The organism is Enterococcus sp. 7F3_DIV0205 (assembly GCF_002141365.2).
Classification (GTDB): domain Bacteria; phylum Bacillota; class Bacilli; order Lactobacillales; family Enterococcaceae; genus Enterococcus_L; species Enterococcus_L palustris.
In genome coordinates, this window is sequence record NZ_CP147244.1 from 214,988 (window position 1) to 230,988 (window position 16,001).

The 16,001-nt window shown below is 38.7% G+C and carries 11 protein-coding genes; all 11 read left to right on the top strand.

Annotated elements, in window-relative coordinates:
• Nucleotides 1–10: 10 nt before the first annotated feature.
• The 11 genes from ygfK (at nucleotide 11) to xdh (ending at nucleotide 15,888) form a co-directional block, all read left to right on the top strand.
• Nucleotides 11–3,022 carry a putative selenate reductase subunit YgfK gene (gene ygfK, locus A5821_RS01015; RefSeq protein ID WP_086312550.1) on the top strand — a complete coding sequence of 1,004 codons (3,012 nt, stop codon included), beginning with the start codon at nucleotides 11–13 and terminating at the stop codon, nucleotides 3,020–3,022.
• A gap of 49 nt (nucleotides 3,023–3,071) precedes the next feature.
• Nucleotides 3,072–4,457 carry a dihydropyrimidinase gene (gene hydA / locus A5821_RS01020; protein WP_086312552.1) on the top strand — a complete coding sequence of 462 codons (1,386 nt, stop codon included), beginning with the start codon at nucleotides 3,072–3,074 and terminating at the stop codon, nucleotides 4,455–4,457.
• 50 nt (nucleotides 4,458–4,507) lie between these two features.
• Complete coding sequence (dpaL, locus tag A5821_RS01025; RefSeq protein WP_086312554.1) at nucleotides 4,508–5,701, top strand: diaminopropionate ammonia-lyase; 1,194 nt, start codon at nucleotides 4,508–4,510, stop codon at nucleotides 5,699–5,701.
• Between the two features lie 5 nt (nucleotides 5,702–5,706).
• Nucleotides 5,707–7,023: a YgeY family selenium metabolism-linked hydrolase gene (locus tag A5821_RS01030; protein ID WP_086312556.1), complete on the top strand. Its 1,317-nt coding sequence runs from the start codon at nucleotides 5,707–5,709 to the stop codon at nucleotides 7,021–7,023.
• Between the two features lie 115 nt (nucleotides 7,024–7,138).
• Complete coding sequence (gene ygeW, locus A5821_RS01035; protein WP_086312558.1) at nucleotides 7,139–8,332, top strand: knotted carbamoyltransferase YgeW; 1,194 nt, start codon at nucleotides 7,139–7,141, stop codon at nucleotides 8,330–8,332.
• Nucleotides 8,333–8,643: 311 nt separating this feature from the next.
• Complete coding sequence (gene arcC, locus A5821_RS01040; RefSeq protein WP_086312560.1) at nucleotides 8,644–9,582, top strand: carbamate kinase; 939 nt, start codon at nucleotides 8,644–8,646, stop codon at nucleotides 9,580–9,582.
• A 36-nt stretch (nucleotides 9,583–9,618) separates the two neighbouring features.
• Nucleotides 9,619–9,999: a Rid family detoxifying hydrolase gene (locus A5821_RS01045; protein ID WP_086312562.1), complete on the top strand. Its 381-nt coding sequence runs from the start codon at nucleotides 9,619–9,621 to the stop codon at nucleotides 9,997–9,999.
• 99 nt (nucleotides 10,000–10,098) lie between these two features.
• Complete coding sequence (locus A5821_RS01050) at nucleotides 10,099–11,418, top strand: nucleobase:cation symporter-2 family protein (RefSeq protein WP_086312564.1); 1,320 nt, start codon at nucleotides 10,099–10,101, stop codon at nucleotides 11,416–11,418.
• Between the two features lie 183 nt (nucleotides 11,419–11,601).
• The gene (locus A5821_RS01055; RefSeq protein WP_086312566.1) at nucleotides 11,602–11,988 is read left to right on the top strand and encodes a winged helix-turn-helix domain-containing protein; all 387 of its coding nucleotides are present in this window, start codon (nucleotides 11,602–11,604) and stop codon (nucleotides 11,986–11,988) included.
• Complete coding sequence (xdhC, locus tag A5821_RS01060; protein ID WP_086312568.1) at nucleotides 11,985–13,016, top strand: xanthine dehydrogenase accessory protein XdhC; 1,032 nt, start codon at nucleotides 11,985–11,987, stop codon at nucleotides 13,014–13,016. The genes A5821_RS01055 and xdhC overlap by 4 nt, the downstream gene beginning before the upstream one ends.
• A gap of 295 nt (nucleotides 13,017–13,311) precedes the next feature.
• Nucleotides 13,312–15,888, top strand: a complete 2,577-nt coding sequence (gene xdh / locus A5821_RS01065; RefSeq protein WP_086312570.1) for a selenium-dependent xanthine dehydrogenase — start codon at nucleotides 13,312–13,314, stop codon at nucleotides 15,886–15,888.
• The last annotated feature ends 113 nt before the right edge of the window (nucleotides 15,889–16,001 follow it).

Consider the following 16,001-nt stretch of genomic DNA (forward strand, 5'->3'; position numbering starts at 1 on the left):
AGTGACAAACATGAGTGATATCATGCACCCGATTTCGATCGATGGGTTATTGAACTGGATTTTAAATGAGTACAAAAATGAATCAACTATTTTTGGTATAAGGAAGTTTTTCCAAGCAGATCCCAATAAGACTATGACTTTATTTGGCGAAAAAATGGAAACACCTTGTGGCCCAGCGGCAGGACCACATACACAATTATCTCAAAATATTATAGCATCCTATTTAACTGGTTCACGTTTTTTTGAAGTCAAGACCGTTCAAATCATCGACGGGGAAGATTTACCAGTGAGTAAACCATGTATTACTGCAGCAGATGAGTGCTATAACGTGGAATGGTCGACCGAACTTCGAGTTCCCCAAGCTTATGATGAGTATGTTAAAGGGTGGTTTGTTTTAAAGCTACTTAGTAAAGAATTTGATTTAGGTGATCCAAATGGTTTCATCTTTAATATGAGTGTTGGCTATGATTTAGCTGGAATTCAGTCGCCAAAGGTTGATAAGTACATTACAGATATGCAAGATGCTGAAGGCACACCGATTTGGCAAGAGTGTAAAGAAGCCGCTTATAAATATTTACCCCAATTTAAAAAAATCGACCGAGAATATATTGATGGCATCAGTTCAAGAGTTTGTCACTCGATCACTCTTTCCACACTACACGGCTGTCCATCAGACGAAATAGAGCGGATCACTACGTATTTGTTAGAGACGAAAGGGTTGAATTCATTTATTAAATGTAATCCAACAATGCTAGGTTACACATACACACGTCAAACGATGGATGAATTGGGCTTTGATTATATGGTCTTTGATGATCATCATTTTGTAGAAGATTTACAATTTGAAGATGCGGTCCCCATGTTGAAACGACTTCAAAATTTAGCTGATACTAAAGGGTTGAACTTTGGTGTAAAAATCACCAATACGTTTCCTGTGGAAATTGCTGAAGAGGAACTACCTGGAGATGAAATGTATATGTCAGGGCGCTCATTATTCCCATTGAGTATTTCTTTGGCTAAAAAATTATCAGATGCTTTTGACGGGAAACTACAAATTTCTTATTCAGGTGGAGCAGATATTTTTAATATCAAAGATATTTTTGATGCGGGTATTTGGCCGATTACAATGGCAACGACTTTATTAAAACCAGGTGGCTATCAGAGGATGAACCAAGTGGCTAATCTTCTTGGAGAGTCAGCTTATCCAACACAGGTTCGAGTTGATTTAGAGAAACTTACTACGATTGTTGAAAAGGCGAAGTCACAAGCACGATATAAAAAATCGATTAAATTACAAGAGAGTCCCAAACTTCGGACAACTGTTCCTCTGACTAACTGCTACACAGCACCTTGCCGCAGTGACGGAGGCTGTCCAATCAATCAGGATATTCCTGCATACCTTCGCTATGTAAGTGAAGGCAATTATTTAGAGGCATTAAAGGTAATCGTAGATAAAAATCCGTTGCCATTTATTACAGGAACAATTTGTGCCCATCCCTGTATGACCAAATGTACGCGCCAGTTTTATGAAGGAGCGATCAAAATTCGCGAGGCAAAATTGGAAGCTGCTGAACATGCTTACGATGAGCTAATGGCAACGCTGAAAAAACCAGTTCGCAAAGAAAATGCTCCTAAAACAGCTGTTGTTGGCGGAGGTCCGGCCGGAATTTCTGCAGGGTATTTACTTGCCCGTGAAGGAATGCCTGTTACTGTATTTGAAAAAGCAGATACAATTGGTGGTGTTTGCAGCCAAATCGTTCCAGAATTTCGAATTTCAATGAAATCTGTTCAAAACGATGTAGAAATGGCGAAATTTATGGGTGCTGAATTTAAGACAGGGCAAGCCGCACCGAGTATTGAAGCCTTGCGGGAACAAGGATACACTAATGTTATTTATGCGATTGGCGCATGGAAACATGGGAAATTAAGCTTAGAAGCAGGAGAAACACTAAATTCATTAGAATTTTTAAAAGCAAATCGTGAAAATCCCAAAGTTAATCCTTATGGTGAACAAATCGTAGTTGTCGGTGGTGGAAATACAGCGATGGACTGTGCTAGAGCTGCAACTACATTACCAGGAGTAAATAAAGTTTCAGTTGTTTACCGCAGGGATAAACGAAATATGCCAGCGGATGAGGAAGAATTGTATCTTGCTTTAGAAGATGGTGTAGAATTTTTAGAGTTATTATCGCCAATCAAATTGGTAGATGGGTTACTTACTTGTGAAAAAATGCGCTTAGGTGATCGTGATAACACTGGACGTCGTAAACCTGTAGCAACAGGAGAATTTACAGAAGTACCAGCGGATACAGTAATTGCCGCAGTTGGTGAAAAAGTGGATACTGATTTCTATCAGTCAATTGGCATTACAACAGACCAGTATGGAAAGGTTGTATCAAATCAAGAAACGCTAGAAACAAACCTAAAAAATGTTTACGTAATTGGTGATGCGAATTTAGGACCAGCCACAATTGTTGAAGCTATTGCTGATGCAACGAAGGCTGCTGGTGCCATTTGTGAAATTCATAATCATCATTATGAACAAACTAATCTTAATGGTGATGTAGCATCAGTGCGTAATAAACGAGGCGTATTAGAAACAAAAGAAGCATTATGTGGGCAAGCTAGTAATTGTCTAGAATGTTCAACGATTTGTGAATCGTGTATGGATGTTTGCCCAAATAGAGCGAATATTGTTGTAAATGTCAAAGGACAACCACAACCGCAAATTGTTCATGTAGATCGAATGTGTAATGAATGTGGTAACTGCGAAACGTTCTGTCCTTACGCAAGTGCTCCGTATAAAGATAAATTCACTTTATTCAATACAGAAACTGATTTTGAAAATAGTACGAATTCTGGATTCTATGTAATCGATCCAAGCAAAAAAATATGCCTTGTTCGTTTATGGGGCAATGTATCAACGATTCGTTTAGATGAACAAGGAGCAGCGATTCCAAAAGATATCATCGATTTAATGGATACGATGATTGAAGAGTATGAATACTGTATGCAAATGTAACAAGACATGAGTTGCGCAAAACAACTTCTGAATGATGGAGGTTAAAAAAATGTCTATTCTTTTAAAAGGCGGAATCGTGGTATCCGCTCATGGTCGCCGTCAAGTAGATGTGAGAATCGATGGCGAAAAAATTGTTGAAGTAAGCACAAATTTAAAAGCAGAGGATTCTACCATTGAGGATGTTTCGGGTTGTTTTTTACTACCAGGATTTATCGATGCCCATACCCACTTAGAGTTAAATAATGGTAAGGGTTCTATGAGTACTGCAGATAATTTTTACACTGGCAGCAAAGCGGCCGTTGCTAAAGGAACGACTGCTGTGATTGATATGGCTACACCAAGTAAAGGCAGTTCATTAAAAGACTGCCTAGCTACTTGGAATCAGCTTGCTTCTGGAAATAGTTCTTGTGATTATACGTATCATATGTCGATTATTGAGTGGAATCCTAGTATAAAAAAAGAAATCAAAGAAATGATCGAGGATGGAATTACCTCGTTTAAGATGTATATGGCTTATGACAATTTAAGAACAACAGATGCTGAAATTTTTGAGGCAATGAGAGAAATTCGAAAATACCAAGGTATGTTGGGAATTCATTGTGAAAATGGAGATCTAGTGAATGAGATGATTGCAAAATTTGTAGCAGAAGGAAAACTGTCACCACATTATCATCCTTTGACTAGACCCGATTCAGTCGAAGCGGAAGCAGTGGAACGCTACTTAATGATTGCAAAATTAGCTGATTTGCCGGTTAACATTGTTCATCTAAGCACAAAGAGAGCATTAGAAGCTGTAAAAAGAGCGAGAAGTCGCAAACAAAAGGTCTATGTAGAAACCTGTCCCCAATATTTAGTGTTAGATGATCATTTATACGATGGACCTGATTTTGAAGGAGCTAAATATGTTTGTTCCCCCCCCTTACGCAGTATAAATGATCAACATGCGCTATGGGATGGAATAATGGACGGTCAGGTCAATACGATTTCAACGGATCATTGTAGTTTTAATTTTGAAGGGCAAAAAACAACTGGTAAAGATGATTTCAGTAAAATCCCAAATGGCATGCCAGGGGTGGAGACTCGTCCGGAATTGATTTATACCTATGGTGTGACAACTGGAAAAATCAGTTTGGAGCGCATGGTGGCCTTACTTTCAGAAGATATTGCCAAGCAGTTTTCTTTGTATCCGCAAAAAGGCATTATCCAAGCAGGCAGTGATGCAGATATCGTGATTTGGGATCCAAAAAAAACGGGTGTCATTTCAGCTGCAACCCAACTACAAAATGTGGATTATACACCATATGATGGTATGCAAACGAGAGGACAAGCAAAATCAGTTTATCTAAGAGGACAGAAAGTCGCTGAATCAGGTCGAGTTATCTTAGAAAAACAAGGAAAATTTGTATTTCGTAATATTACACCCATTGACGAATAGAATCAATCAACTTGAGTTGATTTAAATAAATATACGGAGGGGAAAATTTTTTGGAAAAAATAAAATGGACGGCAAATGAAATGCCTAAAACAAATGATCAGTATTTAACACTGATGTCAAAGGAAGCAATTGAAAAAGCCTTAGCTTTTCATCGTAGTTTCCCGCAATACAATCAGACACCATTAGCTGAATTAAAAAATATGGCTGAGTTTTTAGGTTTAAAAGACTTTTTTGTTAAAGATGAATCGTATCGTTTTGGTTTAAATGCATTTAAAGTACTTGGCGGCTCATTTGCTATGGCAAATTATATTGCAGAAAAACTCGGAAAAGATGTTGCTGATTTAACATATGATGTTTTAACTTCTGAGAAACTTAGAGATGAATTTGGGCAAGCAACATTTTTCACAGCTACCGATGGCAATCATGGACGGGGAGTTGCTTGGGCAGCGAATAAGTTGGGACAAAAATCAGTTGTTTTAATGCCGAAAGGTTCAACGCAAACCCGAAAAGAAAATATCGAAAAAGAGGGCGCCAAAGTTACCATTGAAGAAGTCAATTATGATGAATGTGTTCGAATGGCAAACAAAATGGCTGAAGAAACTGAAAACGGTGTCATGGTTCAGGATACGGCTTGGGATGGCTATGAGAAAATCCCGACATGGATCATGCAAGGTTATGGAACGATGGCATTAGAAGCATCAAAACAGTTAAAAGGAGCAGGCAAAGAACGCCCTACACATGTTTTTGTTCAAGCGGGTGTCGGCAGTTTAGCTGGAGCTGTCGTTGGTTATTTTGCCAATCTTTATCCAGATAATCCACCGAAAATGATTGTAGTTGAAGCGCAAGCGGCAGATTGTCTGTATAAATCAGCAATCGAAAAAGATGGTGAGATTCGTTTTGTAGAAGGGGATTTACAAACGATCATGGCGGGTCTTGCATGTGGTGAACCAAATACGATTTCATTTGATATTTTAGAAAATCATACGTCAGTTTTTGTTTCGGCACCAGATTGGGTTTCAGAAAAAGGAATGAGAATGCTTGGTGCGCCTCTAAAAGGCGATCCTCAGGTCGTGTCAGGGGAATCGGGAGCCGTTGCGATGGGGCTTGTTGCGACAGCAATGCAAGATCCTGATTATCAAGAGTTGCGTGAGACATTGGAACTGGATGGAAATTCAACTGTTTTAATGTTTTCAACAGAAGGGGACACAGATCCAGATAACTATAAAAAAATCTTATGGAGGTAATATAAATGGATTTCAAAGCAATTAACAAAGCAGCAGAAGGATATAGAGAGGACATGATCAAGTTTTTACGTGATTTAGTCAAAATCCCAGGAGAAAGTGCTGAAGAAGGCGCAAAAATGGATCGTGCTAAAGCTGAAATGACTAAATTAGGTTTTGATAAAATCGAAGTAGATCCGCAAGGGAATTTACTTGGATATATGGGGACTGGAAAAAAATTGATCGCCTTTGATGGTCATATGGATACGGTTGGTATCGGAGAAATGAGCAACTGGGAATTTGATCCATATGATGGGTATGAAACAGATACAGAAATTGGCGGGCGCGGTACTTCTGACCAAGAAGGTGGAATCGTTTCAGCAATTTATGGTGCTAAAATCATGAAAGATTTAGGATTACTGAATGAAAAATATACAGCTTTAGTAACAGTTACTGTTCAAGAAGAGGATTGTGATGGATTGTGCTGGCAATATATTATTCAAGAAGATAAGATTCGTCCGGAGTTTGTAGTGTCAACGGAACCAACAGATGGCGGTATTTACCGTGGTCAGCGTGGTCGGATGGAAATCAAGGTAGAGGTCAAAGGTGTTTCTTGCCACGGCTCTGCGCCAGAACGTGGAGATAATGCTATTTATAAAATGGCCGATATCTTACAAGATGTCCGTGCGTTAAATAATAATGGTGATACTGAAAGTACTGTTATTAGAGGGTTAGTTCGAATGCTTGATGAAAAATACAATCCAGAATGGAAAGAAGCTCGTTTCTTAGGTAAAGGTACTGTGACAGCCTCACAAATCTTCCATTCATCTCCAAGTCGTTGTGCAGTAGCAGATGGTTGTACTGTTTCATTAGACCGTCGAATGACTGCTGGAGAAACTTGGGAAAGCTGTCTAGATGAAATTCGTAATTTACCTGCAGTTAAAAAATATGGAGAAGATGTAGTTGTATCAATGTATGACTATGATCGTCCATCATATACAGGGTTAACGTATCCAATCGAATGTTACTTCCCAACATGGGTGATTCCAGAAGAACATGGTGTAACAAAAGCATTGATGGAAACACACAGAAATCTTTATGGAGAAGAACGTGAAGGATCAAAAGAAACAATCGATATGCGTAAAGCACGTCCACTATTAGACAAATGGACATTCTCAACAAATGGCGTATCGATCATGGGACGTAATGGAATTCCTTGTATTGGTTTTGGACCAGGAGCAGAAGCCCAAGCTCACGCACCAAACGAAAAAACGTGGAAAGATGATTTAGTACGTTGTGCCGCTGTTTACGCGGCATTACCGACTGTTTATTGTGAAAACAACTAAACAGTGCAATAGAGTATTCAGCTAAATAAAATAAGGGAAAAACGAACCGATATTCTAATGAGTAAAGGGCGTTAGAATATCGGCTATCGTATTATTCATATAGAGGAGAAATGACATGGAAACTTTTAATGATTATATTGCAAAATTGGACAAATTAGAATTTGATAAAATGTATGAAAACGACTTTTTCTTAACATGGGAAAAAACTCGTGACGAATTAGAAGCAGTCTTTACTGTAGCAGATACATTACGTTATTTAAGAGAAAATAACATTTCAACTAAAATTTTTGATAGTGGTTTAGGAATATCTTTATTCCGTGATAACTCAACGAGAACTCGTTTTAGTTTTGCTTCTGCTTGTAACCTATTGGGATTAGAAGTTCAAGATTTAGATGAAGGAAAAAGCCAAATTTCACATGGGGAAACTGTTCGTGAAACAGCGAACATGATTTCATTTATGGCAGATATTATCGGGATTCGTGATGACATGTACATCGGTAAAGGAAATACGTACATGCGTGAAGTATCAGAATCTGTGCAAGAAGGACATAAAGATGGTGTATTAGAACAACGTCCAACTTTAGTCAATTTACAATGTGATATCGATCATCCAACGCAAGCAATGGCAGATGCTCTACATTTGATCCATGAATTTGGTGGTGTTGAAAACTTAAAAGGGAAAAAAGTAGCGATGACGTGGGCTTATTCACCATCTTATGGTAAGCCGTTGTCAGTTCCTCAAGGAATTGTTGGATTAATGACGCGCCTTGGGATGGATGTTGTTTTAGCACATCCAGAAGGCTATGAAATCATGCCAGAAGTGGAAGAAGTTGCCAAGAAAAATGCAGCGGAAGCTGGTGGTTCATTCACTAAAACGAATAGTATGGCAGAAGCCTTCAAAGATGCTGATGTTGTTTATCCTAAGAGTTGGGCACCTTTTGCCGCAATGGAAAAACGGACGCAATTATACGGTGAAGGTGATCAAGCTGGAATCGATAAATTAGAAAAAGAGCTGTTAGCTCAAAATACAAACCATAAAGATTGGGAATGTACAGAAGAATTAATGAAGACAACAAAAGATGGTAAAGCTTTGTACATGCATTGCTTACCTGCTGATATTACAGGCGTAAGCTGTAAAGAAGGGGAAGTTGAAGCATCTGTCTTTGACCGTTACCGTGTGGAGCTTTATAAAGAAGCAAGCTACAAACCGTACATTATTGCGGCAATGATTTTCTTAAGCAAAGTGAAAAGCCCACAAGCAACATTAAAAGATCTTGAAAAGAAAGCAACCCAAAGAGAAGTGAAGTAAGGTTATATTGAGCTAGGCATGAAGTGAGATGCTTTCTCAAGTGATGATGATAGCCATATGAAAATTAGTTGATTCTCTTTTTAAAAACTAGAAATAATAAGACCTTTCCAAGTCCATATTTAGACACTATCCGTTAAGAAGGAAGCTAGCTTAAAAAGAATCTGCTGTCCACAGATTCTGATACTTCATGCAGAGGTTCGCTTTTACTTAACAGTCATCAACGTGATTTATTGAGGGAGAAAGTATCTTGCTTTTAAAATAAAAAGATTGATACCAATAAATATAAAATTGAAAATGAGGTGAATAGCTGCATGGTAAAACGAGTAGTAGTTGCTCTTGGAGGAAACGCTCTAGGTGATAATTTAACAGAACAAATGACTGCGGTCAAAGAAACATCCAAAGCTATTGCAGATTTGATCGAAGCGGGATATGAAGTTATCTTATCGCATGGAAATGGTCCTCAAGTCGGGATGATTCAACTAGCAATGGAAGAATTGTCATTAAGTGATCCGAATAAGTATCCGACGATTCCACTGTCTGTTTGTGTGGCGATGAGTCAAAGTTACATCGGCTATGATCTACAAAATGCTCTACGTGAAGAATTATTGAGTCGTAACCTAAAACAACCAGTTGGAACGGTGATCACACAAGTAGCTGTTGATCCTAAAGATCCAGCATTTGCTCATCCAGCGAAACCGATCGGCCGTTTTATGTCGAAAGAAGAAGCAGACGAACTTGTAAAGGAAAAACAAGTAACCGTCGTTGAAGATTCTGGTCGTGGATATCGTCAAGTCGTGGCATCACCAAAACCTAAAGAAATTATCGAAATTCAAACAATTACATCCCTGATCGATTCAGGTCAGACCGTGATTGCTTGTGGTGGAGGAGGGATTCCAGTAGTCAAAGAAGCCAATCATTTAAGTGGAATCGCTGCAGTGATCGATAAAGATTTCTGTAGTGAACTATTAGCTGAAATGGTGGATGCAGATTTACTGATCATTTTGACGGCAGTGGAGAAAGTCTGTGTCGATTTTGGAAAGTCGACCCAAAAAGAATTAAGCCAAGTGTCAACAAGTGAAATGAAAAAACATGCAGCAGACGGACAATTTGCGCCAGGTTCAATGTTGCCGAAAGTCGAAGCAGCGATCCAATTTGCTGAGTCAAAACCAGGACGCAAGACCTTGATCACATTACTAGAAAAAGCCAAAGATGGAATCGTGGGTAAAACGGGAACGATCATTGAACAATAAGAACGCACGAATTAATGAAGAATAGGAGTGAAGTCGATGACAAACAAAATGGTCAACTCACCAAATGCACCAGCCGCTGTAGGGCCGTATTCTCATTCGGTTTTAGCTGGTCAAACGCAGTATATCTCAGGTCAATTGGGTTTAGATCCAGTCAGTGGAGAGATGAAAGAAACAGTGGAACAACAAGCAGAGCAAGCCTTGATCAATTTAGGGGCGATTTTAGAAGAAACAGATATGACTTATGACAATGTTGTCAAAACAACAGTATTTTTAAAACACATGTCAGATTTTGCTAAAATCAACGACATTTATGGAAAATACTTCTCAAAAAACCTCCCTGCACGTTCTTGTGTAGAAGTAGCAGAATTACCGAAGAGTGGACTTTTTGAAGTAGAAGCGATCGCAGTCAAATCGTAATTTTTGAACAATTCCTGATCAAAGAAAAGGGTTGCGGATTTTAAGACTCGGATAAGTGCAGTCCTTTTTAAAATAAAAAGTGAAGAAGGAAACTTGCCTATGAGTGAAAGACAAGAAAAAGCATTGTTTGATTACGATGCTAAGTTATCGATCAAAGAAGCTGTTCCAATGGGCTTACAGCATGTCGTAGCAGCAGTAGTTGGAATCGTCACACCAGGAATCATGATTGCGAAGGTTTGTAATCTAAGTTCAGGAGACACGACGATCATGATTCAAACATCATTGATTTTTTCAGCGGTGGCAACCTTCATTCAGCTATTCCCTATTTTTGGAAAAGTTGGATCGAGGTTACCAGTGATGATGGGTGCAAGTTTTGCTTATGTACCGATCTTAATGGCAATCGGAGGCGATTTTGGAATCGGGGCAATTTTTGGTGCTCAGTTAGTTGGCAGTATTTTAGTTATTTTAGTCGGATTGTCGATAAAAAAAATTCGGATATTGTTTCCACCGCTTGTGACAGGTACCGTTATTTTGAGTATTGGTTTATCTCTTTTTCCTGTTGCAATCAAGTATATGGCTGGAGGCGCTGGGAGCCCCGATTTTGGGTCAGCCAAAAATTGGTTGGTGGCATTACTGACATTTGCTGTAGTGTTTTACTTTAACTATTTTTCAAAAGGCTTTCTTAAATTATCATCTATTTTAAACGGAATGATCATTGGTTATATCCTGTCTTTAGCGTTAGGTATGGTCAATTTCACGCCTGTCAAAGAAGCATCATTTTTTCAAGTGATCACGCCACTTTATTTTGGCTTAGATTTTCAAATCGTTCCGATTTTGACATTAGTTGTGATGTTCATTGTGGACGCAGTTCAAGCAATCGGACAGTTTACAGCAACGACTGTTGGCGCAATGGATCGGGAACCGACAGATAAGGAACTTTCTGGTGGTATTATGGGGAGCGGTTTCTCAAACTTTATTGGCAGCTTTTTTGGGTCAGTTCCCGTTGCAACTTTTGGTCAAAATGTAGGATTGGTGACCGTAACGAGAGTGATCAATAAATATGTCATGGTTTTTGCTTCAGTTATTTTGTTAGTAGCAGGTTTTGTCCCAAAAGTTGCGTCGATCTTGACGACGATTCCTTATGCAGTAATAGGTGGTGCAACAATTTCTGTTTTTGCATCGATCTCAATGACTGGCGTTCGGATGATTTCATCTCAAGAATTGACACCAAGAAATACTGGAGTTGTAGGAATCTCTTTGGCGTTTGGAATCGGCGTTACGTTATCAGTTGGCTGCTTAAGTGGATTTCCACCTTGGGTAACAACTATTTTTGGGAATTCAGAAGTGATTTTAACCACCATCGTTGCAGTTATCTTAAATGTTTTACTTAAAGAGGAAAAACAAGTAGCAATTGAGTAAAAACAAAGATTGTCTCCTTAAAAAAGATGCAAAAGATAAATAAAAAATTGATTTGTCTTTTGCATTGTTTTTATGAAGAAGGAAAGAAAATTATCAGCACAGGAAAGGAAACTGCTTGATTTTTTAGGTATATTTTTTTAATTGTCGTTATCTTTTTAAAGTATAACGAAAGGAGGTTTTGAGATGAAGGATCAAGAGTCATTTAATTATACGCTTAATTTGAAATTACGGACGAATCGAATTTTTTTTGGCCCTGGTGTGGTTGAACTACTCCAACGGATTACCCAGACTGGTTCATTGAATACAGCAGCAAAGCAAATGAGAATGTCTTATAACAAAGCTTGGCGGATGATCAAAAAAGCTGAAGAGGAGCTAGGTTATCCGCTAATCGATAAAAGTATAGGTGGGAGTAATGGCGGAGGTTCGACGGTTACGATTCAAGGTAAACAGTTGACCGAAAAATTTCTGCTTTTTCAAAAAAAAACGTATCAAATCACCAATCAATATTTTGCGGAGATATTCGGTGATGAAATAAAATCAGAATCAGTTGAGTTGGAGGAAAGAACATGAAGGAGCTTTTTCTGCGGTTAAATAAAGCAATCATACAAAAAGAAGAAACAGTTTTAGTCACGGTTACTGCAAGTTCAGGTTCAACACCAAGAAGAGCCGGAGCTCGAATGTTAGTTGGAACGTCTGGACGTTTAGTTGGTACGATTGGCGGTGGTGCAATCGAATTTCGTGCAGAAAAAATAGCGAAAGAAGTCTTGAGAGATAAGGTATCTAAAGCTGAAAAATTTATTTTAGCACCGAATGATAGTGCAGATCTTGGAATGATTTGTGGTGGGAATGTCACGTTGTTTTTTCACTATCTTTCTTACCGTGACCCAGCTGTTTCTAGGGTTTGTACGGAAATTATAAGACATTTCGAATCTAATCAGCAATGCTGGTTGATTACTGGAATAAATGCTGAAGGAGCAAATGATTTTGGTTTGTATAGTTCAGACATTGGAATTATTGGAGATGTGACAGCTGAATTAGATAGTGAAACATTCAAACTAGGGTTATCAGAAATAAAAGTCGATAAGCACATTTATTTGATTGAGTCATTACTCCAAGCAGGCAAGGTATTTGTATTTGGTGCAGGCCATGTCGCACAAGCGGTGGTTCCAATCTTAAAAACATTAGCATTTTACTGTGTTATTTTAGATGATCGCGAACAATTGGTAACCGAAACATTTTTTCCAGATGCTGATCAGAGAATGGTGATCGATATGGAGAATATTGAACAGTCGATTCAACTGACAGAAGCTGACTATGCAATTGTGATGACACGCGGGCATCAATTTGATTTTCTGCTGACAAAGCAATTGTTGGCAACCAAAGCGCATTATATTGGAGTGATGGGCAGTAAGCAGAAAATTGCTATTCAAATCAGACGACTAAAGGAAAGCGGTTTTTCGATGGAAGAGATTGAACGGATCAATATGCCGATTGGATTGAAAATCAAAGCAGAAACTCCAGCCGAACTGGCAATCAGTGTTGCGGGAGAATTAATTGAAAAAAGAGCAGAAACTGCAAGGAAAAGTCCGTCAAAATAGGAGTGAACTCATTGAGAGAAAAAAATAATTATGAATTATTTTATCGTGTTGAACCAAGCAAAAAAATTCAAGCTATATTAACTAATGCATGATAAAAATAGCTAGTTTAAGGGTCTATACTACGTTTGGAAACAGGCTCAATCCAGTCGGTAACTAGAACTGTATTAGTCCGTTTTCATTAAAATGAAACAAAAAAACTTTTTTTACTAAAAAATAATTTTTAGTCCGAAGTTTTATGGTATAATCATAGTGATTAAAAGCTATACTTATAACAGAAATTGAGGTGTAAAGAGAAATGTATTCATTAGTAGTAAATGGTAAAACGGAGACCTGCGAGACAAATAAGAAGTTGATGGACTATCTTCGGGAAGATTTAAAGTTGACTGGTACAAAAGATGGCTGTAACCAAGGTTCCTGCGGCGCTTGTTCTGTGTTGATAAATGGAAGGGTTTCCAAAGCATGTTTATTTAACTTAGAAAAGCTAGAAGGAAAGGAAATTGTCACGATTGAAGGGCTTGAACAACGTCAAAAAGATGTTTATGCCTATGCCTTTGCTAAAACTGGTGCGGTTCAATGTGGGTACTGTATTCCTGGGATCGTTATCTCAGCGCAAGGCTTACTGAATAAAAAAGCAGAACCTAGTGATGAAGAGATAAGAAAAGCGATTCGTGGAAATATCTGTCGTTGTACAGGTTATGTAAAGATTGTGGAAGCAATTCAGTTAGCAGCTAAGCTGTTTCGTGAAGAATTGAGCATTCCAGAGGAATACTCAAACGGAAAATTAGGTGAGGACTTCAAAAGAGTTGACGCAGTTGAAAAAACGTTGGGAACAGGATTGTATGTTGACGATATCATAGTTGAAGGAATGTTGCATGCTTCTGCAGTCCGAAGTGAATATCCGCGGGCAAAAATTCTGAATATTGATTCGGCTAAGGCTTTACAGCACCCGGATTGTGAGGCTGTTTTAACGGCGAAAGATGTTCCAGGAAATAATAAAATCGGTCATTTAGAGTTTATTTCTGATTGGGATGTCATGATACCAGAAGGTAAGATCACTCGTTATGTTGGGGATGCGGTAGCTTTAGTTGTTTCAAAAAAGAAAGAATCATTGGAAGAAATCAAAGAATTAGTAGAAGTTGCGTACGAAGAAATGCCCCCTATAACTACTTACGAGGAAGCCTTGGCGGAAAATGCTCCATTGATTCATGAAAAAGGGAATATTTTATCTCATGAACATCTTGTTCGTGGAAATGCTGATGAACAGTTGGCGCAATCAAAGTATGTAGTGACACAACATTATTCTGTACCGATCAATGAGCATGCCTTTATGGAACCAGAATGTGCCATTGCAATGCCAGAAGGGGAATCTGGTATTTTACTTTATAGTGCTGGGCAAAGTATTTATGATGAACAACGAGAAGTTGCTCGTATGTTAGGCGTTGAAAAAGATCAGATCCATGTTCAGTCCAAATTAGTTGGGGGTGGTTTTGGTGGAAAAGAAGATATGAGTGTGCAGCATCATGCATCTTTAGCTGCTTGGTGTTTGAAAAAACCAGTTAAAGTTCTTCTTAGTCGTCAAGAAAGTTTGATGGTTCATCCTAAACGGCATGGTATGGAGATGGACTTTACTACAGGATGTGATGCCAAGGGAAATCTGACTGCTATGAAAGCTGTGATTTATGCTGATACAGGTGCGTATGCTTCGTTAGGCGGGCCAGTTCTTCAGCGTGCGTGTACTCATGCAGCCGGTCCATATAAATATCAGAATATTGATGTAGAAGGATTTGCTGTTTACACGAACAATCCTCCTGCTGGAGCCTTTAGAGGGTTCGGAGTTTGTCAAACAGCCTTTGCAATTGAAAGTAATCTTAATCTGTTAGCAGAAAAAGTTGGAATTTCTCAATGGGCTATCCGATATATGAATGCTGTTGAACCAGGTGATTCTTTGCCGAATGGTCAGTTGGTTTCAAAAAATGCTGCATTAAAAGAAACATTATTGGCTGTTAAGGAAGCATATGAAACGGCCGAAGTTGCAGGTATCTCCTGTTTCTTCAAAAATAGTGGAATCGGAGTTGGTTTGTCTGACATTGGTCGTTGTATTGTTTCAGTAGAAGAGGGCAAAGTCCATGTAAGAACCAGTGCAGCTTGTATTGGTCAAGGGATGGCGACCGTCACGACCCAAATTGCATGTGAAACTTTAGACCTGCCGCCGGAAATGATCATCGCAGAAGCGCCAGATACACACAGAACGCCAGATTCTGGTACGACAACTGCTTCCCGTCAGTCTTTATTTACTGGTGAAGCAACGAGAAGAGCTGCGATGCAGTTGCGTTATGAACTTGATATGGGGCGTGCATTATCAGATTTAGAAGGACAAGAATTTTACGGAGAATATTCAGCTAAGACTGATCCATTGATCAACGATAAAAAAAGTCCCGTCAGTCATGCAGGTTACGGATATGCATCTGAGGTGGCGATATTGGATGAAAAAGGCAAAGTCGAAAAATTTGTTGCTGCATATGATATGGGACAGGTCGTTAATCCAAAAGCTGCGCAAGGGCAAATCGAAGGTGGTATCGTGATGGGAATGGGGTACGGACTAACAGAAAAATTTGTTATGGAAGATGGGTATGTTAAAGCAAAATATGCTACCCTGGGTCTACTAAATGCGGCTCAAGTACCACCAATCGAAACAATATTAGTTCAAGCAAAAAATATTCATGATGGGTTAGCATACGGGATCAAAGGTGTAGGAGAATTGGCAACGATTCCGACGGCACCAGCTTTAGCAGGTGCTTATTATGCATTGGACGGAAAGTTAAGACCAACATTACCGATGGAAGATACTTTTTATCAAAAGAAGAAAAAATAAATAAATGATTTCTGTGATGTGCTTAAAAAGCGATGCACAAAAGGCGCAAAAAACGCATCCGATAATTCAACTTGGGTGTGTTTTTTGCTTTCTATGAGTAAATAAAATTAAAG